Annotated in this window: 21 protein-coding genes; 8 read left to right on the forward strand and 13 right to left on the reverse strand. The window is 60.1% G+C overall.

The genetic code is table 11. The features are described from left to right. The first annotated feature begins 490 nt into the window (after positions 1–490). A complete protein-coding gene (locus CO657_RS23445) occupies positions 491–1315 on the forward strand; it encodes a MipA/OmpV family protein (protein WP_054185387.1) in 825 nt (274 codons plus the stop codon). Here CO657_RS23445 and CO657_RS23450 read toward each other — a convergent pair. The 13 genes from CO657_RS23450 to CO657_RS23510 all read right to left on the reverse strand — a co-directional run bounded on the left by CO657_RS23450 (position 1256) and on the right by CO657_RS23510 (position 13670). Beyond that, positions 1256–2593, reverse strand: coding sequence for an SAM-dependent methyltransferase (locus CO657_RS23450; RefSeq protein WP_054185388.1), 1338 nt, complete (start codon positions 2591–2593; stop codon positions 1256–1258). The two genes, CO657_RS23445 and CO657_RS23450, sit on opposite strands and share 60 nt — an antisense overlap. Further along, on the reverse strand, positions 2593–3024 hold the full coding sequence (locus CO657_RS23455; protein WP_425375997.1) for an EamA family transporter: 432 nt from the start codon (positions 3022–3024) through the stop codon (positions 2593–2595). Before CO657_RS23455 ends, CO657_RS23450 begins: the two co-directional genes overlap by 1 nt. Beyond that, the gene (locus tag CO657_RS23460) at positions 3021–4166 is read right to left on the reverse strand and encodes a peptidogalycan biosysnthesis protein (protein WP_054185389.1); all 1146 of its coding nucleotides are present in this window, start codon (positions 4164–4166) and stop codon (positions 3021–3023) included. The genes CO657_RS23455 and CO657_RS23460 overlap by 4 nt, the downstream gene beginning before the upstream one ends. Further along, positions 4147–4962, reverse strand: coding sequence for an alpha/beta hydrolase (locus CO657_RS23465; RefSeq protein ID WP_054185390.1), 816 nt, complete (start codon positions 4960–4962; stop codon positions 4147–4149). Before CO657_RS23465 ends, CO657_RS23460 begins: the two co-directional genes overlap by 20 nt. Further along, complete coding sequence (locus CO657_RS23470; RefSeq protein ID WP_054185391.1) at positions 4952–5824, reverse strand: fatty acid desaturase family protein; 873 nt, start codon at positions 5822–5824, stop codon at positions 4952–4954. Before CO657_RS23470 ends, CO657_RS23465 begins: the two co-directional genes overlap by 11 nt. After that, on the reverse strand, positions 5821–6174 hold the full coding sequence (locus CO657_RS23475) for a DMT family transporter (protein ID WP_054186389.1): 354 nt from the start codon (positions 6172–6174) through the stop codon (positions 5821–5823). The genes CO657_RS23470 and CO657_RS23475 overlap by 4 nt, the downstream gene beginning before the upstream one ends. Further along, on the reverse strand, positions 6171–7124 hold the full coding sequence (locus CO657_RS23480) for an arginase family protein (RefSeq protein ID WP_054186388.1): 954 nt from the start codon (positions 7122–7124) through the stop codon (positions 6171–6173). Before CO657_RS23480 ends, CO657_RS23475 begins: the two co-directional genes overlap by 4 nt. 4 nt (positions 7125–7128) lie before the next feature. Then, positions 7129–8550 carry an aspartate aminotransferase family protein gene (locus CO657_RS23485; protein ID WP_128715590.1) on the reverse strand — a complete coding sequence of 474 codons (1422 nt, stop codon included), beginning with the start codon at positions 8548–8550 and terminating at the stop codon, positions 7129–7131. Positions 8551–8569: 19 nt separating this feature from the next. Further along, complete coding sequence (locus tag CO657_RS23490; protein ID WP_054186136.1) at positions 8570–9253, reverse strand: MtnX-like HAD-IB family phosphatase; 684 nt, start codon at positions 9251–9253, stop codon at positions 8570–8572. Between the two features lie 108 nt (positions 9254–9361). Further along, complete coding sequence (locus CO657_RS23495; RefSeq protein WP_054186135.1) at positions 9362–10738, reverse strand: sensor histidine kinase; 1377 nt, start codon at positions 10736–10738, stop codon at positions 9362–9364. Next, complete coding sequence (locus CO657_RS23500) at positions 10735–11391, reverse strand: response regulator transcription factor (protein ID WP_054186134.1); 657 nt, start codon at positions 11389–11391, stop codon at positions 10735–10737. Before CO657_RS23500 ends, CO657_RS23495 begins: the two co-directional genes overlap by 4 nt. Positions 11392–11706: 315 nt before the next feature. Next, positions 11707–13017 (reverse strand): ATP-binding protein, encoded by a 1311-nt coding sequence (locus CO657_RS23505; protein ID WP_097609989.1) that lies wholly within the window; start codon positions 13015–13017, stop codon positions 11707–11709. Then, entirely contained in the window at positions 13014–13670 is a 657-nt protein-coding gene (locus CO657_RS23510) for a response regulator transcription factor (RefSeq protein WP_054186132.1), read from the reverse strand. The genes CO657_RS23505 and CO657_RS23510 overlap by 4 nt, the downstream gene beginning before the upstream one ends. Before the next feature lie 134 nt (positions 13671–13804). Between CO657_RS23510 and CO657_RS23515 the strand changes: the two genes are divergently transcribed. The 7 genes from CO657_RS23515 to CO657_RS23545 all read left to right on the forward strand — a co-directional run bounded on the left by CO657_RS23515 (position 13805) and on the right by CO657_RS23545 (position 20167). After that, complete coding sequence (locus CO657_RS23515) at positions 13805–14377, forward strand: hypothetical protein (RefSeq protein ID WP_054186131.1); 573 nt, start codon at positions 13805–13807, stop codon at positions 14375–14377. Between the two features lie 4 nt (positions 14378–14381). After that, positions 14382–15044, forward strand: a complete 663-nt coding sequence (locus tag CO657_RS23520) for an ABC transporter ATP-binding protein (protein ID WP_054186130.1) — start codon at positions 14382–14384, stop codon at positions 15042–15044. Further along, a complete protein-coding gene (locus tag CO657_RS23525; RefSeq protein ID WP_063856476.1) occupies positions 15037–15720 on the forward strand; it encodes an ABC transporter ATP-binding protein in 684 nt (227 codons plus the stop codon). The genes CO657_RS23520 and CO657_RS23525 overlap by 8 nt, the downstream gene beginning before the upstream one ends. Next, positions 15702–18356: an ABC transporter permease gene (locus tag CO657_RS23530; protein WP_128715591.1), complete on the forward strand. Its 2655-nt coding sequence runs from the start codon at positions 15702–15704 to the stop codon at positions 18354–18356. The genes CO657_RS23525 and CO657_RS23530 overlap by 19 nt, the downstream gene beginning before the upstream one ends. A gap of 82 nt (positions 18357–18438) precedes the next feature. Next, positions 18439–18690 (forward strand): DUF1344 domain-containing protein, encoded by a 252-nt coding sequence (locus tag CO657_RS23535; RefSeq protein WP_054186124.1) that lies wholly within the window; start codon positions 18439–18441, stop codon positions 18688–18690. A gap of 197 nt (positions 18691–18887) precedes the next feature. Beyond that, positions 18888–19277 carry a hypothetical protein gene (locus CO657_RS23540; protein ID WP_054186123.1) on the forward strand — a complete coding sequence of 130 codons (390 nt, stop codon included), beginning with the start codon at positions 18888–18890 and terminating at the stop codon, positions 19275–19277. A gap of 50 nt (positions 19278–19327) precedes the next feature. Then, on the forward strand, positions 19328–20167 hold the full coding sequence (locus CO657_RS23545; RefSeq protein ID WP_054186122.1) for a COG4705 family protein: 840 nt from the start codon (positions 19328–19330) through the stop codon (positions 20165–20167). Positions 20168–20254 lie beyond the last annotated feature (87 nt).

The following is a 20254-nucleotide window of genomic DNA, read 5'->3' on the forward strand; positions in this document are numbered from 1 at the left end:
CGATCCGGGGACGTGTTGGTAACAAGTGTAGCTTTCTTTTCTCAGATCGAAACAGCAGCTTCAGATCGACAAAATTAACCTAATTTTCCGTAAAATTCGACGGTGTCCCCAATTGACCCAAGCACGTCGCCGCTTCGTGCTATGGAAGAGCGTATAAAGTGCGACGGCTGCGGGGAGGGCGAGGCATTGCGCTGCCGATTATGGCGCGCCTCACCAGCGCATCGTCGACGGCAAATCCTTCACACCACCTACTATCGACGCATCTCGGGGCCGGACGCTTATCAACGAGCCGAAGGCCAGTGTCGAACGATACAATTCCTTCAGAAAGACGGAGGCGCGCCATGCGTCATAATCCAGCAAGCGGTGCAATCGTCATCATCCTGTGGCAACCACAGTTGGCGTAGAAGAGAAAATTACTCTAAAAGGCTACAGCGGAGCCGCCTCCCAAAGTGGGATTGTCGCTGACGTTCGAGGTGCGGAGCAGGCGTAAATGGTCTCATCGGACACGGCATTATTCCGGGCGGCGGCGCTAACGTTGCCGCTGATATTCCTGGGGTCTCATTCGGCCTTGAGCCAGGATGCAAAATCCTCCGATAACCAGTGGATCATAACGCTTGGCGGGTCCGTCGAATACGGTCCCTCGTATGAAGGATCGAAGCACCTTTCCTTCAGCGGCATGCCGTCTTTCGATTTTCGACGCCTCGGAGAAGCCCCTGAACACAGCGCGCCGGACGATAATATCGACTACGGGCTGTTCGATATCGGCGGCGTCGAAATCGGTCCCGTCGTCGGCCTGAGAGGGGGACGGTCGGCATTCGACGAATCCGAACTGAAGGGTTTGCATTCGGTCCAGTGGAATCTGGACGCCGGCGTCTTTGCGCAATACTGGCCGATAGAGGATCGCCTGCGAGTGCGGGTGGAAACACGGCAGGCGCTGTGGGGCGGCGACGGTCTGCTGGCCGATCTCTATCTCGATTGGTTCCAGCCGGTCGGCGATCGCTGGCTTCTGTCTGCCGGTCCGCGCCTGTCTCTGGCAAACGGCACCTATATGCGCAACAATTTCGGGGTTTCCGCCGAGGAAGCTGCCAATAGTGGCCGCGTCGAGGCGTTCAACGCGAATGGCGGTCTCAAATCCATCGGTTTAACGGTGGCCGCCACCTATACGCTCTCACCGGCTTGGAGTGTGCAGATCTACGACACATATAGCCGCCTGGTGGGCGATGCCGCCGACAGCCCGATCGCCTCAAGACTTGGCTCAGCCGATCAGAACGTCATCGGTATCACGCTCAACCGCTCCTTCCAGATCGGCTTTTGAGCTTTGCGTTGCCGCTCTCTCATGCTGGCCGATATAATCCCGCGTGACGGGAATGACGTCATTGCGCTTGCTTAACTGAATCTGGAAAACCACCAGATCCTCGTAGCGGAAAGCGGCTTCGGCGCTTGCAAGGTAGAATTCCCACATGCGGCAGAAGCGCTCGTCGTAAAGTGCGGCTGCCTCGTGCCAGCGCGCCAGGAAGCGCTTTCGCCAATGTGCCAGCGTCCAGGCATAATGCAGGCGCAGGATTTCGATATCGGTAACCGCAAGACCGGCTTTTTCAATTTGGGGAAGGATCTCCGACAGCGCGGGAATGTAGCCGCCGGGGAAGATATATTTGTCGAGCCAAGGTGTGGTGAAGCCGGGTGTCGCGGAACACCCGATCGTGTGCAAGACCATGATGCCGTCAACTTCCAGCAGTTCCGCGCATTTTTCGAAGAAGGCGCGATAGGATGCCAGCCCGACATGCTCGAACATGCCGACTGAGACAATCCGGTCGAAACGTTCCGTCAGGCTGCGATAGTCTTGAAGCGCAAACTCGACCGCCTCTGAGCTTTCGCCGCGTTCGGCAATCCGCTTTATCGCGTAGGCATGCTGCTCTTCGGACAGCGTGATACCAAGCACATGGCCACCCCGTGCATGATCCGCCATGTGCAGGGCCAGTCCACCCCAGCCGCAGCCGATATCGAGCACGCTCTTGCCTGGCTCAAGCAGCAATTTCGCGGCGAGATGCCGTTTTTTGGCAAGCTGCGCGCCATCGAGCGACTGGTCGGGGCTTTCAAAATAGGCGCAGGAATATTGCCGGTCCACGTCGAGGAAGAGCTCGTAGAGCCGCCCGTCGAGATCGTAGTGATGCGCGACATTGGCTTTCGAACGCGTCGGCAGATTGCGATGGCGGAAGGTGCGCAACCGGGTGCGGGCGCCATCGATCAGCCGAGCGACAAGAGGATGCCTGGCGTTCTGCGCCTCGCGCAACATCATCGCCAGGAAGTCGTGGAGCGAGCCCCGTTCGATGAGAAAGCGGCGATCCATATAGAGTTCGCCGAGCCGTAGATCGGCATCGATGAGGAATGCCCATTGCGCGGCCAGATCGGCAAAGCGCACATGCACCCGTTCACCGGATGCGTCACCAAAGGAGAGAAGGCGGCCATCGGACGTGGTAACGTCAAGGAAGCCGTGCGTGACAATGCGAGAAAGCGCCCGCGTCATGATCCAGTTGGTGAAAGCCGCGGCCACGGCGCCGATCCTCTCGAAAAGAAAGCCTTGTGCTTGCGCCATCACCGATCCTTGCCAAGTTGCGCGGGGGGCAGGGCGGGTACGCTGCCAGGGTCCTTGACCGGGTGCGTCGCCTCCGATGCGCCGGCGATCAGCCAGACGCCGGCAAGGATCAGGCCGCTGCCGACGATCTGGAGCGCGACGATCGGCTCGCCGAACATCAACCAGCCGCTCGCAATGATCAGGACATAGCTGATACCCGAGAGCGGAAAGGCCCGGCTGAGGTCGAGTTCGGCCAGAATGGTCATCCAAACGAAGAAGCAGACGACCTCGACGACAAGAGCAGCCAGGATCCAGTGGGATGCAAGCGCGTCCTGCAGCGAGATCGCCCCCTCGGCACCGTTTAACTGCGTCGCGCCGAGCTTCATAAAAATCTGAAACAGCGTATTAAGAACAGGCACGGCAAGCCATGTCAAGCGCATCGATGTCATCATTTCGCCTGCTCCCCGGAAAAAAGCGGGGAGATCAGCCGCAACAGCGCCTGCAGCAGCGGATTGCGGTGGCGGAAGAACATTGTGTTGGCCGTCAGTTGGCTGCCGAGCCGCACCTTGTTTTCATAATAGGCCTGGCCGCTCTGGTAGCGGCAAAGGCCGTGATCGAGGCAATAGCGCAGATTAGTGAACCAGCTGAGGAAATAGAGATTGTGCGGCCGTCCCTGTTCGCCATCCATGCAGAAGAACTTGTCGATCGCGACGCCATCATCGTGAACGATAAGATTGGCAGCCAGCAGCTCGTCTTCAACAAAATAGAGGACGCAGAACGAACGGCCGCGCATATGGGTGAGGATTCCATCGAAATAGGCGGACGTCAGCTCTTCGAACTGCCATTCGCTGCGATTGCGCGTATCGTGGTAGAGCGCCATGATCCGCGCCAGCACGTCACCCACATCCGTTCTGATCTCGACCCGGACAACGTCGAAGGACTTCATCTTGCGCCGCATGTCCTTGCGTGTGCCCGCAGACAGCCGGGCCATGTATTCGTCGATCGTCCGAAAATCGATATCGAGCCAGGCGGATGGCAGGCCGCCGATTGCGGCATAGCGCCGTTCCGAAAACACGGTGCCAAATTCCAGGGCGACCGGCGCGGGAATATCCTTGATCCCCATCAGCGCGCAGCCTTCCTGAGCCGCAAGACTTTCGAAGGCGTCAAGCAGTTCGCCGAGCAGTGCCTCACGACGTTCCTCCGGCACCTCGGCATGAAAGCCTATGACGCCGTTTTCGGTGCACGGCGAGCCGAGGCATGCGAGCCGCAGCACCAGGAAGTCTGAAAGGTGTCGTCGCACGCGGCGGATCAGCCGGCGCGGCAAACCTTCTTCCAGTGTCGTGTCCAGCGGATAGGGGCACAGGAACGCCGGCATGGCGGCGCTGATCCTTCCGTCCTCGACGATCGTAATGTAGCGCCAATCGAATTCGCCGATGCCGGCGTCTTCGATCGCAAGCAGGCAATCATAATCTTCGACCTGGCCGCGGTGGCAGGCATTCCACGCTTCGCGGCCGATGGCGCGGATCGTGTCGTAGACCTGTGCGACCGGCTCGCCGTCTTCGGCGGGAAATTGTCTATAAGCGAGCTTCAGCATGGTCTGCCTCAAAGAAATTGGCCGTGAATTCCGCGACCTGTCGATGCTGGCGGTCGAGATGGATCATGTGGTAGCTGTCCTTGATCCACTTGAGCTCATGCGGCCCGCCGATATGCTCGGAAATGTAGACGGCATGTCTGGGATTGCTCAGATCGTCTTCTTCCGCATGCAGGATCAAAGTCGGTGTTCGGATCTGCGGAAGGTTCCCGCGAAGCGCTTTGCCCAGCCGGTGCATTTCGACGATGCCGCGGCCGGGGAATTTCTCGAGCATGCCTTCACCCGCCATGCCTTCGACCATGCGCCGCATGCGATCATCCTTGATGCCGAGCGATTGGTTTTCCCTGAAATTGAGACGGTCGAGAAACGGCACCCGCGACAGCCAGCCGATATGCGGCGACAGCATCGTATAATGTCGCGGAACGTCCCAGCCGTCATAGTGGAAGCAGGGCGAGTAGATCGCCACCGCCTTGATCAGATCCGGCCGGTGCTTGGCGGCCAGCAATGACAGCTTGCCGCCGACGCAGATGCCGGCAGCAAAAACCGCTTGCGTGTGCTCTGCCAGGAATTCGGATCCGCTCACGACGCTTGCCAGCCAGTCTTCCCACTGCGTGCTGCGCAGCGTCCTGATGTCTTCGCCATGACCGGCCAGCAACGGCGCGTGAACGCTGTAGCCGCGCCGGTTGAGCTGGCGCGCCACGAGCTTCATTTCGGCCGGGGCGCCCGTCAAGCCGTGGATCAGCAGCACACCTTTGCCATTGGTTCCGGGCAGAAAGAAGCTCAACTGCTCAGACCTCATGCCGAAGCTCCAACTCGCGGTTTTCCGGAGCCATGAAGCCCAGGGCATGGCAGGTGCTGATCACATGCGTGCCGGCCTTTTCCTGGTCTTCCCTGATCTGTTCGTGCAGTGCCGCAAGTTTCGTCCAATGGGTGCGCGGCCGGTAATGATGTTCGGCATGGTAACCATTGCCGAACCAAAGCCAATTGTAGAACGGTTTGTGGCTGCTCACGCCCCAGGCAATCGGTTCGTCCGGATCGCCATGCAGGTGTTCGTAGTAGCCGTTGAGCGACGAGAGGCAATTGCCGGCGTAGTAAAACGGCACGAAAAACAGCACGGCCTTCCAATCGTAGATCAGCGCGATCGCAGCAAGGCCGAGGAATGCAAGCAGTTCGAAACGGCCCCATGCGGCGTCGAAAGGACGGTTCTTGGCGATGGCCTTATGAATATCGCCGAGACTGTCGCGGAAGAAGCTCTTCAGCGTGTAGGACCAGACATTCTCCGGCTCGCCGTTCCGGCCATAGCGGTAGATCGACAGGAGATCGATCGTGCCGCCGTTTCCGTCCGGCCGGTCGCTGTTGCCGGAGTGATGGCGCATGTGCACCCAGTGGTAATAGGTCTGAGAAAAACCGATCGCAATCGACTCCAGCATGCTGAAGCCGTAATTCATCCAGCGCGGCTTGAAATAGGGCGTGTGGATGAAATTGTGCGAGATGCTGTTGATGTTCCAGGATATCGACACGGCATAGAGGCAACCCAGGATCGCGGAGACCCAGAGCGGCCGGCTTTCGAAGCCGACGATCAGGTAGACGTCAAAGACGAGATGCGCGAAGGAAGCAAGCACGGGGGCGGCATCCCATCTGGTATGAGCAAAAATTTTCATAGTCCGGTTGCTCCCACACAGGCCACGCCGGCGGTAATGAGAAACACGCCCGTCGCGTGGCGAAGGTTGATCTTTTCTTTGAAGACGACCGCGCCGGCGACCACGGTCCCGACGTAGCTGAGCGCCATCAGCGGAAAGGCGGTGGTCAGCGGCACGCGGGCGAGCACGGCCGCCCAGGCAAGCAGCTCGATCGCCCAGAAGGCGATGCCGAGCCAGGTCAGCGGCTTGGCCAGGGTTGCCAGAACGGCGCTGTCGCTGGCCGCCTGCTTGAAGCAAACCTCGCGGGCGGTTTCCGCGACCACGCAGAACAGGATCAGGCCGAACGTCGGCAAGGTGAGGCCGCCAGTCATTCCATTGCTTCCGCCAGGACTTCCAGCAACGCGTGATTTGCGGCGCTGTTGATGTTGCGCACGGCGTCCGCCGCCTGCCGAAGCCGCGGCTGATCGATGAAGATTTCCGCCTGCTTCAGGAGCCGGGTCGTGAAGCCGCCAGCATAGCTCGGCACCGAATAGTCGCCGATGACATCGGCGCCGATGATGCGATGGCGGCTGCCGATCTCGCTGATCAGCGCCATCAGATAGGGCAGCCGCATGCGCCCCTGATCCCAGTTGGTCACGGCGTCATCGGCGGCCAGCACGTCCTTGTCGACCGTGACATAAACTGCTTCGGTGCCGATACGGCTGAGGATCCGGTCGATGAAATTGTCCTCGCCGATCGCGGAGATGGAATTCCAGTACAGGGCGCGCCCGTCCTGCCGGTAGCTGGCGCCGCTGCCGTATTCGGCAGAGACACGGCTTGGCGGATGCTCGTAAGGGTAAAGCTCCAGCTTGCCTTCCCTCAGCCAGCGCAGATTGGCTCCCTTGCGTTCGGGGTTGCGCAGATCGCCGCTGCAGACGCCGACCGTGACGACCTTGTCTATCTTGGGGTTCGACAGGGCGCTGTTGATCCACGAGCCGCAATGCATGCCGCCCTCGAAGTTCACCCAGTCCGGGTGATTGTCGAAATGAACGAGGGTGGTCGAAACCGGCCGCCGTTCGAGGGCCGTGTCGAGAAGCAGAGCGGTCACATGGTGGAAATCGCCCGAGCCCATGAAGGCAAGCTGCGGACCCCTGCCTCGAGAGGGCAGTGACCGGGAGATATCCCGGCCAAGGTCGGAGAGCATCTTCTGCTTGCCCCACAATCTGATTGCACTGCCGCCCCGCTTGTCGACATGGTGGTACGCGCCTGCAAGCGTGCAGGCGCGCACGAAATCAGGCTGCAACTCCAAAGCATCGTCGAGATGAAGGAGGAGAAGCTGCACCGTGCTACCTCAGGGCCGCGCGCGTGAAGAGCTGGTCGAGCAGCGTCAGCGCCAGATCGATCTCTTTGTGTGAGATCAGCAGGTTCGGCGCCAGGGTGATGACGTTTTTGTGGTAGCCGCCGACATCGAGAACGAGGCCATAGACCTTGTTGCCGACCTCGAGGTCGCCCTTCATGCCTTCGTCGCAAAGCCAGTCCATCGTCGCCTTGTCGGGCGTGAAACCGTCTTCCTTGCAGATTTCGCATCTCAGGGCCAATCCGAGCCCGTCGACGTCGCCGACGATCGCATGGCGCTTTTGAAGCTGCTTCAGGCCATCGAGGAAATAGGCGCCCTTGGCCATGATCGCCGCGCCGAAATCCTCCTCTTCCAGCATCTTCATGGTTTCGAGCGCAACGGCCGTTCCCATCGGATTGCTGGCAAAGGTGGAATGGGTGGAGCCGGGCGGGAAGACGGTCGGGTTGATCATTTCCTCCCTGGCCCAGACACCCGAGAGCGGGTTAAGCCCATTGGTGATCGCCTTGCCGAAGACGAGAACGTCGGGCGAGACGCCGAAATGCTCGATCGACCAGAGTTTTCCGGTCCGGTAGACGCCCATCTGGATCTCATCGACGACAAGCAGGATGCCGTACTGATCCAGGACCTTCTTGAGTTCGGTGAAGAAGTTCATCGGCGGAATGACGTAGCCGCCGGTGCCCTGGATCGGTTCGATATAGAAGGCCGCATATTCGGCACTGCCGACCTTGGGATCCCAGACGCCGTTATATTCGCTTTCAAAGAGGCGAGCGAACTTGCGGACGCAATGCTCTCCGTATTCTTCCTTCGACATGCCCTTCGGGCCGCGGAAGTGATAGGGAAACTCGATGAACTGCGCCCGTTCGCCGAAATGGCCGAAGCGGCGGCGATAGCGGTAGCTGGAGGTGATGGCGGAGGCGCCGAGGGTGCGGCCGTGATAGCCGCCTTCGAAGGCGAACATCAGGCTTTTGCCGCCCGTATAATTGCGCACCAGCTTCAGCGAATCTTCGACCGCCTGCGAGCCGCCGACATTGAAATGAACGCGCCCTTTGCGGCCGAACTTGCGCTCGGCATCTTGCGCGATCATCGTCGCAAGCTCGACCTTCTCGCGATGCAGATATTGCGAGGCGATTTGCGGCAGCCGGTCGAGCTGCCGATGGACGGCGGCATTCAGCCTCTCGTTGCGATAGCCGAAATTGACGGCGGAATACCACATCTGCAGATCGAGAAACGGCGTCCCCTTTGCGTCATAGACGTAGGAGCCTTTGCATTCCTCGAAGAATTTCGGTTCCGCCGCATAGTGGACCGTATCGCCATGCGAGCAATAGGTCTCCTCCAGAAACCGCAACTCGGCTTCCGACCTTTCGGTGAGCGCAGTTTTCTCTTTGAAGGTGTCGGCGTTGACAATGTTCATAGTGAACCTCTCGGTCTGGTTATGCGATTGAAGATTGGAGCAGTGCGCGGGGGGCCCGCGCGATGCCGGGAAGGACGGCTTGCATCTTGGGGATCAAGTCGGTGAAATCGTCGAAGCCGATGTAGGAAATGCCCTGGTCGCTGCAGTATTCGGCGAGCTTGCCCTTGGCGAAGACGAGGCCGGCCCGGCCGGAGACGCAGAAATCGCTCCGTCCATCGCCGATGTAGATCTGCCGTTCGATGCCGCCGATGACCTTGCATTTGCAGACGCCTGAGCCTGCCGAACAACCGGCTGTCGCCGCCGAAGGTGCAAGCGCATAGGTGTCGTGACCCTCGACGACCAGATGGGTCAGGATATTGGCGATGACGGGCAGATCCCTGATGCCGTTCAGCGCCAGGACATGGCGAATGAAGTAATCGACGCCATCACTGACGACGGTGATCGGCAGACCGTTTTCGTAGCAGTAATCACGGAAGGCCACGAAGCCGGGATCGATTGCCACGGTGTCGAGGAGGGCGTCGAGCTCGTGCCGGTTTGCCCGGATGAGGGCGATCTGGCGGCGCATGCACTCGGCCGAGCCGATCCGACCGTCCTTCCATTCCTGCTCGATGTCTTCCCATTGCGAATCGGCAAAGCAGGACAGGACAATATCCGTCACATCCTGAACGGAAATCGTGCCGTCAAAATCGGAAAATACTTGCATTCAATGGCCCTTCGACTTGATCCGCGGCTGTGTCTACCGGGAGTCGATGAGGCAAGCCTGAGGGCAAAATGATGCCAAAATGAAAAATGAACGGGCAGCGGCAGCGCCTCAGTCTCTGGGCAGGCGCAATTCGACCTGCAGGCCGTTACCCCAAGGGGGTGTCGAAAGCGCTATCGACACGGAAAGGCGCTCGGCGGTATCCGCGACGATCGCAAGGCCAAGGCCGGCGCCTTCGGCATGCAGCGTGTCCAGGCGATAGAACCGCTTGAAGACGGCCTCACGGTCCACGGGGGCTATGCCCGGTCCACTATCGCTGATCGATATCAGCCAGAACTCCCCTTCAGAGGAGAGGATGACCTCAATCATGCCACCGGCAGGCGTATATTTGATCGCATTGTCTAGGAGGTTGCTGACCATCATCTGCAGCAGCGATTCATCCGTCCTGATCTCGGCGGATTCCGGCCCTTCCAGCGAGACGTCGAGATTGCGGCTATTGATGATGTTGCCAAAGTCCGCCACGGTCGACGCGATCATGTGATACAGCGGAAATGGCATCGGGTTGAGCGGATGGTGGCTGACCCTGGCAAGGCGTAGCAACTGCTCGATGAGATGGATGGCTCTGTTGTTGCTGGTCACCAGATCCGAGATGATCGCCTTCTGCTCCTGCTGGTCATCGGTGCTTGCCAGCAACTGCAGCAGCAGCTTGACGCTTGCCTGCGGCGTGCGCAGCTGGTGGGCCGCCAGATCGGAAAAACGCCGCTCAAGGGTGAGTGACCGGCCGAGCTTTTCGAGAAGCTGGTTGATCGACCGGCCGAGAGGCAGGAGGTCCCTCGGCAGGTCCTCGACCGCAATGGCTGAAAGATCGTCCGGCGAACGGGTGCGGATCTGATGCACAAGCCCGTAGATCGTCCGCAGGCCATTGTTGATCCCGAGCCAAATCAGACAGCCGATCACCGGCACCAGTACGAGCAGCGGAAAGACCAGGTTCAGAAGGATGTTGGAAACCAGCGTGTATCGTAGGGACGTCTTTTCACCGACTTCCATGACGATGCCTGAAGCCGGGATCGGCAACGAATAGACCCGCCAGTTCTCGCCCCGGTAAGAAAGGTCGGTGAAGCCCGCCTTCTGGTAGGGCACGTCGGAGAGAAAGGCCGTGCTGGAATAGAACATGATCTTGCCGTCCACCCAGGCGCGGAACATATGCGCATCGGCATAGTCGTCCGCGTCCTCGTTAAAAGCGAGTTGATTGTCCATGCTGAAATCGATGTCGTCGATCTGTTGCGGCGTGCGCTCCGGCGAGTGTCGCAACCGGTTGTGCAGCAGTCCCCACAAGACATTCGCATCGTTGATGAGCTGCGCGTCGTAGATATTGTTGATCTCGCGCGTGGCGCTGTTGAAGGCGAAGGCGCCGATCACCAGGATCGTCACCACAACCACAGGGGCGATCCGCAGGAAGAGCTTGCGGGTAAGGGTGGATTTCCTCATCGATCGATCATGTAGCCGATGCCGCGGATCGATTTGATGAATTCGGTGCCGAGCTTCTTGCGCAGATTGTAGATCGTTACCTCGATGGCATTGCTTTCAACGCTGCTATAGGCATCGTAAAGCGCGTATTCGATATCGTTCTTCGTCACATAGCGACCGCTGCGCTCCATCAGGAGCTTGAGTAAGTGAAACTCCTTTGCCGTTGTGTGCACTTGTATATTGCCTTTGCGCGCGACCATTGCCGAAGGATCCATCTCGACATCGCCGCACCGAAGCAGGCTTTCAGTCCGGCCGTCGCGTCGTCGGATGAGCGCGCGCAGGCGGGCAAGCAATTCGTCGAGATCGAACGGTTTGACCAGGTAATCGTCCGCTCCCTCGTCGAGACCTTCAACCTTGCGCCGAACATTGTCTAGTGCAGTCAAAAGCAAGATGGGGACAGCGTTGCCTTTGCGTCTCACGCCTTTAAGAACCTCGATGCCACTAAGCACCGGCAGGTTGATATCGAGGATGACGGCTGCAAAATGCAACTGCTCGGCCGCCTCGAGCCCCGACTCGCCGTCTCGCATCCAATCGACGCCGTAGGCGTGCTTCTCCAGCGCCCTTTTAAGGGACGAGCCGAGAATACCGTCGTCTTCCACAAGCAGAATGCGCATGTTCGATCCGTTCCTGTCACATGCAAATGAGCCAATGTGAGCTCCGATTTGAAGCAGAGTTGTGGCAAGCCGCGGTAGAAACGATTGGATGGCGACAATTCGCCCGGGAGGTGGCAGAACGGCGTTGGCAGACATCGGCGCGGTCCGCTATCACCCTCGTGTCCAAAATCATCCAATTCGGTTGGACGCAGCAGCGGCACGCAAACTTCAACAGGTGAGCGGGCACTGGCAGGTCGGCCAACTTCACCGTTCGACCAGTCTTCGCCCCCGAACGTCGTTGGGCGGAAACGAAATCTAAGCACTCGGTAAGACCGTTCACACAATGAGGCTTGCGACAAGGCCAGGCCCGTCCTCACGCATGGCGAGTGTTAGCCGCGCCCCTTGTCTTTCGGCTGCGGCTTTCGCGATCGCCAGCCCCAAGCCGCTGCCCTCGCTATCCTGAGGCCTTGCGCGGAAGAACCGTTCAAAGACGCGGGGCATCTCTTCTTCCGCAATGCCGGGGCCGGTGTCGCGGATTTCGATCCGTGCTTCTTGCCCGGCGACAACCACCGCGACGTCGACGGTCCCGGTCGGCGGCGTGTACCGCACGGCGTTCTCGACCAGGTTGTCCAGGATGATTTCGAAGTCGGCCAACGCACCGATCGTGATAGCCTTGTCCCGGCGAGTGATGCCTAGGTCAATCCCCCGGCTCTCGGCAAGCGGGGTCAGGCGCGCAACCGTGTCGACTGCAAGCTGGACAAGGTCGATAGGCTGCGACGCGGGTGCGCTCTCATGGGCATCGTAGCGGGCGAGGCGCAAGAGCTTGTTCACGAGGCGGGTGGCCCTACCGATGCCGGCTTCGAGCTCAGCTAAACGCTGGGAAAACCGGCCATCGCGGTCGTCGTGCCGAAGGTTGTCGATTTGAATTTGAAGCGCCGAGAGCGGTGTGCGCAGTTCATGGGCCGCATCCGAGACGAACCGCCGCTGTCTCTCCAGCAATGCGCGTAGCCGGGCGAGCAACAGATTGATCGAACTTACGAAGGGAACGACTTCAGCTGGCACGTCGTCGATCGGAACAGGGCTGTCCACCGTCGTGTCCCGGGAGGCGACCGCGACGGCTAGGCGATTGAGCCGGGCCATGATCCGATCGATGATCCAGCTCAGCGTCAGCAATGACAGTGGAATCAGAACGATGATTGGAAGCGCCGCCTGGAGCGCCGCATTGGCCGCCAGTTCCTCCCGGACGCTCATATCCTGGGAAACCTGAACAGTTCGATCCGGCGCGGCCAGCGTGTAGACGCGCCAATAGTCACTGTCGGTCGAAATGTCGGCAAACCCCGTTGCTGATAGTCGGGGAATGCCAACGGCGGGATGCGATTGTCGCAACGGTTTGCCGGCCGCGTCCCAGACCTGGATGACGAAGTCGTCCTCGGGATCGTGCGGCGCACCGCTATCTGGGCCTGTTTCTGGCGATGAACGCGCATCCCCGACATAGAGTGCGATCTGCCGCAGCTGATTGTCGAGGAAGTCGGAGGCCTCGTTCTGAACGAGGAAGTATGATGCTGTCGCCGCGCAGACGCCGATAGTCGCCATTAACCCCGCGAGCCATATGAAGGCCGTGCGTCGGATCGAAATCGTGCCTTTCACTTGGAAACCATCCAGCCGGCCCCTCGGACGTTGCGTATGATGTCCTTGTCGAACTTGCGTCGCACGTAATGGATGAGCACGTCGATAGCGTTGCTTTCTACCTCCTCACCCCAACCATAGAGCCTTTCCTCAAGCTGGCTGCGCGATAGAATGGTGCCGGGACGTTCCAGCAGTGCCTGAATCAAGGCAAATTCGCGCGCTGGCAATACTTCGCCGCACCCACGATATTTCACTTCATGACTCGATAGATCGAGCTCGATTTCGCTCGTGGAGAGGATCGAAACCGCCTGACCGCCATGTCGGCGCAGGACTGCACGCATGCGCGCGAGCAGTTCTTTGACCTCGAATGGCTTCACCAGGTAGTCGTCGGCCCCGAGGTCGAGCCCCGTGACCCGATCGTCGAGTTCGTCACGAGCGGTAATCACCAGGATTGGCCTCTTGTCGCCGGCCGTCCGCAGCGAGCGCAGGATTTCCAGGCCCGAACGACCGGGTAGGCCGAGGTCGAGCAATACAAGACCATGCCCGCCGACGGCGACGGCTTCGCCCCCGAGTTGCCCGTCACGCACCCAGTCCACCGACATGCCGGCATCGTCGAGGGCTTGCACGAGAGCCCGGCCAAGCATGACATCGTCTTCGACCACAAGAACACGCATGCTTCAAAATAACCTAAACGGATTGCCCTGCACAGATTCTGATGCAGGCCGACCGTATTGCGGCTGACCATCTAAGACCCTCCTAATTCTGTGGGCGTCACATGCCTCCTCAAGTCCGTAGAGGAGCGCCAATCATGACTGTCCGCTATCGAATATCCGCCGCATTAGCCATGCTGCTCATGGTATCATCCGGCGCATTTGCTCCTGCTGTAGCGCAGGAGAAACTCATTGCGCCTGAGACGAACCCGCCGGGTGATATTCCGGATAACCAAGTCTTCGTTACCTATAAGTCTCCCGACGGATTTGATCTGAAGGTGCCCGAAGGATGGTCGCGGACGATGATCGATCACGGCGTTCGATTCTTTGACAAATACGATGAGATAGATGCTACCGTTGTTGACGCGAGTGCTGTTCCAACGGCTTCTTCAGCCAAGGCTCACGAGATCCCGGACCTCAAGACGGCCGGCCACGCCGTCAAAGTCACTGCGGTCAAGGATGTGAAGCTCGCAGCCGGACCGGCTGTTCGCATCAGCTATCTGTCGAACTCGGCGCCTAATTCGGTCACAAGCAAACAGATCAGGCTTGAGCATGAGCGCTTCATCCTGTTCAAGGATGGTAAGACGGTCACGCTTGATCTTGCTGCTCCGGCCGGTGCTGACAATGTCGACCAGTGGCAACTGATCTCCAATTCCTTGAAGTGGAGATGAGTTCATGCCTGCACTGGAAGCAACCGAGCTTTACCGCTTCTATCATTCCGGCGACGACGAAGTCATGGCTTTGCGCGGGGTTGCCCTCACGCTCGATGCCGGAGAATTCGCCGCGTTGAGAGGCCCGTCGGGCAGCGGCAAATCGACGTTGCTTGCTTGTCTTGCCGGGCTCGATGAGCCGGACGGTGGCGTCGTGTCTGTCCTGGGCGAGCGCGTTACCCGACGCTCCGAGCCGGAACGGGCTCGCCTTAGGGCCCGTCATTTCGGCATGCTCATGCAGTCCGGCAATCTGTTCGAGCATCTGACGGTGCGGGCCAACATTCGTCTCCAGATGGAGATTTCCGGTCGCGGCAGGCCGGATGAAATCGGTGGCCTTCTCGGCGGGTTGGGCCTCGACGGGCTCGCCGACGCATTACCTTCCCACCTTTCAGGCGGTGAGGCTGCGCGCGCTGGCTTGGCCGTGGCGCTGGCGGCAAAACCGGCAATCCTGCTCTGCGATGAGCCCACCGCCGAAGTCGATGAAGCGACAGAACAGCTCGTCATTGATCGTCTCGTCGAAAATTGCCGGAGCGGCGCCGCCGTACTGATCGTCACCCACAGCCCCGCACTCGCCGCACGGGCCGATCGCATTGTCGACATCCGGGATGGAGGCATCGTGCATGGCTAAGCTCCTGGCAACGGCCACGGATCTGTGGCGCAGCTTTCACCGCGGTCGGGGTATTGTGGCGGCCGTTCAGGGCTGCTCCTTCAGGATTCACGCAGGTGAAACGATTGCCATCATGGGACCTTCAGGCTGCGGAAAGACGACGCTTTTGAACCTGATCGCGGGGCTGGACGTGCCAAGCTCAGGACTATTGGATTGGCCTGGGTTAGGTTCGTCCGACACATTGCGCCCCGAGCGGATCGGCGTCGTCTTCCAATCTGCGAACCTGATCCCCGCGCTCACTGCCGTCGAGAATGTCGCGCTACCGATCCTTCTGGGTAACGGCTCCGACGCCGAGGCGCGCGCCCTGACAGCACTTGCCACTTTCGGCGTCGAAGCGCTGGCGGCAAAGTTGCCGGAGCAACTCTCCGGCGGCCAGGCGGAGCGGATCGCCGTAGCCCGGGCCATTGTGACTAACCCAGAATTGGTTGTCGCTGACGAGCCAACAGGCCAGCTCGATCTGGCTGGCGCTTCGATAATGGTCGATCGGCTCCTTGCCTGGGGTCAGCGAACGGGAAGCGCCATCATCATCGCGACGCATGATGAGCGCATGGCTGCAAAGATGAGCCGCATCTGGTGGATGCGTCACGGCAAATTCGAAAGAATGGTTGAGAGGTCAGCATGTACAGGCGCTGGCTGACCGGACTTATCCGAACCCGTTCCGGCCGATTGGTCGGCACCATCGGCGGTGTCGCGCTGACGGTCGCCTTCATCGCGTGCCTAGGCGCGTTTTTGCAATCCAGCGCGGCTCAGATGACCGCACGGTCGGTCGCCCAGGTCCCCGTCGACTGGCAGGTTCAACCGCTGACGGGAACGGATCATAGTGCGGTCGAGGCTGCGATCCGCTCCGCCGCCCCGGTAACCGGTCTGCAGTCGATCGATTATGCCGACGTACCTGGTTTTGAGGCGAACACGGGAGGCACCGTGCAGACCACGGGCGGCGGCACGGTACTTGGCATCGGACCAGGCTATTTAGACCAATTCCCGGCACAGGTTCGACGGCTCGTAGGATCGGTCGATGGCGTCCTGATAGCGCAGCAGACCGCCGCCAACCTGCATGTCGCGGTGGGGGATCAGGTCATCATCCACCGGCACCAAGCGCCTGATATCAGCGTGACGATCGCCGGCATCGTCGATTTGCCGAACGCCGATGCGATGTTTCAGGCAATTGGTGTCCCGGCTGGCGCCACACCACAAGCCCCGCCCGACAATGTTCTGCTGTTGCCGATGTCTCAGTGGCAGCAAATGTTCGAGTCGCAAGGCGCCAGCCGGCCCGATACCATTCGAACCGAGTTCCACGTCAAGCTCGATCATCACGACTTGCCCTCCGACCCGGTCTTTGCGAGCACTTGGGCAACTGAGCGCGGCCACAATTTCGAGGTTCGCGTCGCTGGAACCGCGCTGCTTGCAAACAACCTGGCGGCTCGATTGGGGGCGGTGCGCGAGGATGCCCTCTATGCGCGGCTGGTTTTCCTGTTCCTCGGCGCCCCTGGGGCCATCCTCGCCATCCTGCTGACCCTTGCCATAGCCGGAGCTGGGCGGGACAGGCGCCGCCGCGACCAGGCGTTGCTGCGCTTGCGCGGGGCAACGGTCGATACAGTTCTTCGTTTGGCTGCCGCTGAAGCGGCAGTTGCGGGTGTTGGCGGTGCGATCCTCGGTATTCTCCTTGCTGCGATTGCCGCGAATTTCATCCTCGGGGTGGCGCTCTTGCGCAGCGCAGCTTTTCCTTTGCTCGGCGCTGTGGCGGTGGCCGGGATCGCGCTTTCGCTCGCAGCGATCCTGGTCCCAGCCTGGCGGGACGCCCGCGGCTCGACCATTGCGGCCGCGCGGCGGCCAATCGGCATTGATCGGGCACCGCTCTGGGGCCGCTTCTATCTTGATCTGGCCCTGCTGGCGTTTGCTGCGGCGCTCTACTGGCGGTCGGCAGCGAGCGGATACCAGGTCGTTCTCGCGCCGGAGGGCGTGGCAGCGGCGGCGGTCGACTATACGGCCTTCCTCGCCCCTGTGTTGCTATGGATCGGCCTGGCGCTATTGGCCATGAGGCTCGTCGGGGCCGTGTTGCGGCAAGGCGGCTCGATGATCGCCAGGAGCTTGCGACCGGTCGCCGGACGTCTCGCGGGTGTGGTGGCCGCGACATTTGGACGGCAAGGCCGGCGACTGAGTGCTGGCATCGGGCTGGCCTCGCTTGCTTTTGCCTTCGCCGCATCGACTGCGATTTTCAATGCGACCTATGAGGCTCAGGCAAGGGTCGACGCTGAACTCACCAACGGAGCCGACGTCACCGTCACGGGCACATCCGCCGCGCCCGCATCCCATTCGCTCGACCGCCTTTCCAAGCTGCCGGGCATAGCGGCTTCCCAGCCGATGCAACACCGATACGCTTACGTCGGAACCGACCTTCAGGATCTCTATGGCATCGATCCGACGCGCATCGGGACAGCCACGGCGATGTCCGACGCCTATTTCGCCAATGGCGACGCCAGGGCGACACTCGCCGACCTCGCACAAACGCCCGACGGCGTGCTCGTATCGCAGGAAACGGTGAACGACTATCAGCTCAGTCGCGGAGACAGCATCAATCTTCGCCTGCAAAATGCGGCCGATCACCAATACCGTGTCGTACCCTTCCACATTGTCGGCGTAGTGCGCGAATTCCCGACCGCACCCAAGGATTCGTTTCTGGTCGCCAACGCAGCTTACATCGCCCAGCAGACCGGTTCGGCGGAAAGCGAGATCGTCCTTCTCCGCTCGAGCGGCGATCCTGCCCGCGTCGCGCTGGCCGCCCGAAACGCGACCGCGAGTCTACCTGGACTCAAGGTCAACCAGATCGGCGATGCCGTCGCCCTGATCGGGTCGAGCCTCACCGCGGTCGATCTCGCCGGTCTGACGCGGCTTGAGCTGATCTTCGCGCTGGTCATACTTGCCGCTTCGGGTGGACTGGTGCTTGGCCTCGGGTTTGCCGATCGCGAGCGCTCCTTCGCAGTCCTCGTCGCTCTCGGAGCCCGGCCGCGACAACTCGGCGCGTTTGTCTGGAGCGAAGCCGCACTGGTCATCGGTAGCGGCATGGTTCTGGGTCTCCTGGCTGGCGCCCTGATTGCCTATGTGCTCGTCAAGCTGCTGACCGGCGTGTTCGACCCGCCGCCCGAGGTGCTTTCCGTGCCCTGGTCCTATCTCGTCACTCTTATCGTCACGGCGGCCGGCGCCGCTTTGCTGGCCGCGACGGGCGAAGCGATGCGCAGCCGGACACACGTCACCGAGAAGCTCAGAGGTGAATAAGGACGGGCGTTATTCAGCAAGACCATGTTGTCGTTGTGAAAGTTTGCAGAGATGGGGCTGAAACCGTGAAAGGAGAACGAGAATGAAAACACAAATGATTATGGCCGCGATGCTGGTGCTGGCGCCGATCAGTGCCGCACTCGCTGCCCAGACATCCGGCACGATCACCGCAATCAGCAAGAATGCCGATACGATCACGCTGTCGGACGGCAAGACCTACGTCCTGCCCGAAGGGATCGAAGACACCAAACTCCGCATCGGCGAGAAGGTCCAGCTAACCTATGCGGACAAGGGCGGTAAGGCGGTTGTCTCCCATCTGGTTCCGCAGAAATGAAATTGCGGCGGCCGGTGCCATTACCGGCCGCTCTAATTCTCACCTAATTGAACCCGCGTAGTCAATGCAGACCAGCCGAACGCCACTGGCAAAGCAGCGAGCGTATCGCGCTATTACCGCAGGCGCCATTCAACCGGCGAGGGGCGACACGGAAGTGGTGCCTCCTTGCACTTCCACAATTTCGGGGAAATCCGCTGATGAGACAGATCTTTCTTGCCATCGCGCTTATTGCCGCTCCGGTGGCGGCCTTCACCGGTTTTGAACTCTACGCCAGCAATACACCCGCCAAAACGGCGGATCTCGGCGATTTATCACCGTTCAAAACCATCGTCGCCGACGTTCAGAGCCTCGCTTCCAAGGGGGACCTGCCTGGAGCCGCAAAGCGCATTACCGACTATGAGACGGCCTGGGACCAGGCCGAGACCGCGATCCGTCCGCTAAACCCGACTGACTGGAATAACATTGACGCCGCCTCCGACGCGGCGCTCAAGGCGCTGCGTCGATCCGCTCCGTCGGCTGACGAAGTCAATAAAACGCTCACCGATCTCATGGCCGTTCTCAAAAATCCGACTCAGCTTGCTCGATAGGCGGCGTGAACGCGCGCCCCGTGCTCAACACTCGTCCAAGGAGACTCGTTATGGCCGCACTGTCTGCCAAAGCTGCCGTCTACAATCGCGTTCCCCGCGTCACGGTTGATTTTTGGCTTATCAAACTGATGGCCGTCACCATGGGGGAAACGGCGGCCGATTATCTCAATGTGCAGATGGGTTTGGGTTTGACGGCGACATCGCTGATCATGTCTGCAATCCTTGCCGTTGCGTTGGTCTGGCAATTTTCGCAGAAGAAATATGTTCCCGCCGCCTATTGGCTTTCCATGGTGCTGATCAGCATCGTTGGTACGTTGATTACCGACAATCTGGTCGATAACTTCCAGGTGCCACTGATGGATACGACCTTTGCTTTCTCAATCGCCCTGGCGCTGACTTTCCTGCTGTGGTTCCAGACGGAGCGGACACTTTCAATTCACTCAATATCCACCGGACGGCGCGAGGCCTTCTACTGGCTCGCTATTCTGTTCACCTTCGCGCTCGGCACGGCGGCCGGCGATCTGGTGGCCGAGAAATTTGCACTGGGATACCTAGCCACCGGTGTCCTGTTCGGCATGATCATCATCTCGCTTGCAATCGGCTACCTCTTCTTGGATCTCGATCCGATACTTGGATTCTGGCTGGTCTACATTCTGACAAGGCCTCTGGGCGCTTCGTTCGGCGATTGGATGTCTCAGCCCGCACAATATGGCGGGCTCGGCTTCGGCACAATCATAACGAGTGCCATCTTCCTCGCCGCGATCGTCACGATCGTAGCCTTTATGAGCATGGGGCATGAAGGCGAGGAACTAGCTGAGATCGTCGAGGACAGCAAATTGGTAAAGGCCAACCTCGGCGAGAAGTTTACTGTCGCCGACGAAGAGTTCTAAGGCGCCCAGCGCTTCTTTGTCACCGGTGTGGAATCTGCACCTCTCAACCCTGACGGCCGAGCGTTTTCCTGTCGGTACTCGGCCTTC

This window comes from Rhizobium acidisoli (genome assembly GCF_002531755.2).
In the GTDB taxonomy this organism is placed as follows: domain Bacteria; phylum Pseudomonadota; class Alphaproteobacteria; order Rhizobiales; family Rhizobiaceae; genus Rhizobium; species Rhizobium acidisoli.

Coding starts and splice junctions, on each gene's coding strand:
- CO657_RS23445 (WP_054185387.1), top strand. CDS start 491: ATGGTCTCATCGGACACGGCATTATTCCGGGCGGCGGCGCTAACGTTG.
- CO657_RS23450 (WP_054185388.1), bottom strand. CDS start 2,593: ATGGCGCAAGCACAAGGCTTTCTTTTCGAGAGGATCGGCGCCGTGGCC.
- CO657_RS23455 (WP_425375997.1), bottom strand. CDS start 3,024: ATGATGACATCGATGCGCTTGACATGGCTTGCCGTGCCTGTTCTTAAT.
- CO657_RS23460 (WP_054185389.1), bottom strand. CDS start 4,166: ATGCTGAAGCTCGCTTATAGACAATTTCCCGCCGAAGACGGCGAGCCG.
- CO657_RS23465 (WP_054185390.1), bottom strand. CDS start 4,962: ATGAGGTCTGAGCAGTTGAGCTTCTTTCTGCCCGGAACCAATGGCAAA.
- CO657_RS23470 (WP_054185391.1), bottom strand. CDS start 5,824: ATGAAAATTTTTGCTCATACCAGATGGGATGCCGCCCCCGTGCTTGCT.
- CO657_RS23475 (WP_054186389.1), bottom strand. CDS start 6,174: ATGACTGGCGGCCTCACCTTGCCGACGTTCGGCCTGATCCTGTTCTGC.
- CO657_RS23485 (WP_128715590.1), bottom strand. CDS start 8,550: ATGAACATTGTCAACGCCGACACCTTCAAAGAGAAAACTGCGCTCACC.
- CO657_RS23490 (WP_054186136.1), bottom strand. CDS start 9,253: ATGCAAGTATTTTCCGATTTTGACGGCACGATTTCCGTTCAGGATGTG.
- CO657_RS23495 (WP_054186135.1), bottom strand. CDS start 10,738: ATGAGGAAATCCACCCTTACCCGCAAGCTCTTCCTGCGGATCGCCCCT.
- CO657_RS23500 (WP_054186134.1), bottom strand. CDS start 11,391: ATGCGCATTCTGCTTGTGGAAGACGACGGTATTCTCGGCTCGTCCCTT.
- CO657_RS23510 (WP_054186132.1), bottom strand. CDS start 13,670: ATGCGTGTTCTTGTGGTCGAAGACGATGTCATGCTTGGCCGGGCTCTC.
- CO657_RS23515 (WP_054186131.1), top strand. CDS start 13,805: ATGACTGTCCGCTATCGAATATCCGCCGCATTAGCCATGCTGCTCATG.
- CO657_RS23520 (WP_054186130.1), top strand. CDS start 14,382: ATGCCTGCACTGGAAGCAACCGAGCTTTACCGCTTCTATCATTCCGGC.
- CO657_RS23525 (WP_063856476.1), top strand. CDS start 15,037: ATGGCTAAGCTCCTGGCAACGGCCACGGATCTGTGGCGCAGCTTTCAC.
- CO657_RS23530 (WP_128715591.1), top strand. CDS start 15,702: ATGTACAGGCGCTGGCTGACCGGACTTATCCGAACCCGTTCCGGCCGA.
- CO657_RS23535 (WP_054186124.1), top strand. CDS start 18,439: ATGAAAACACAAATGATTATGGCCGCGATGCTGGTGCTGGCGCCGATC.
- CO657_RS23540 (WP_054186123.1), top strand. CDS start 18,888: ATGAGACAGATCTTTCTTGCCATCGCGCTTATTGCCGCTCCGGTGGCG.
- CO657_RS23545 (WP_054186122.1), top strand. CDS start 19,328: ATGGCCGCACTGTCTGCCAAAGCTGCCGTCTACAATCGCGTTCCCCGC.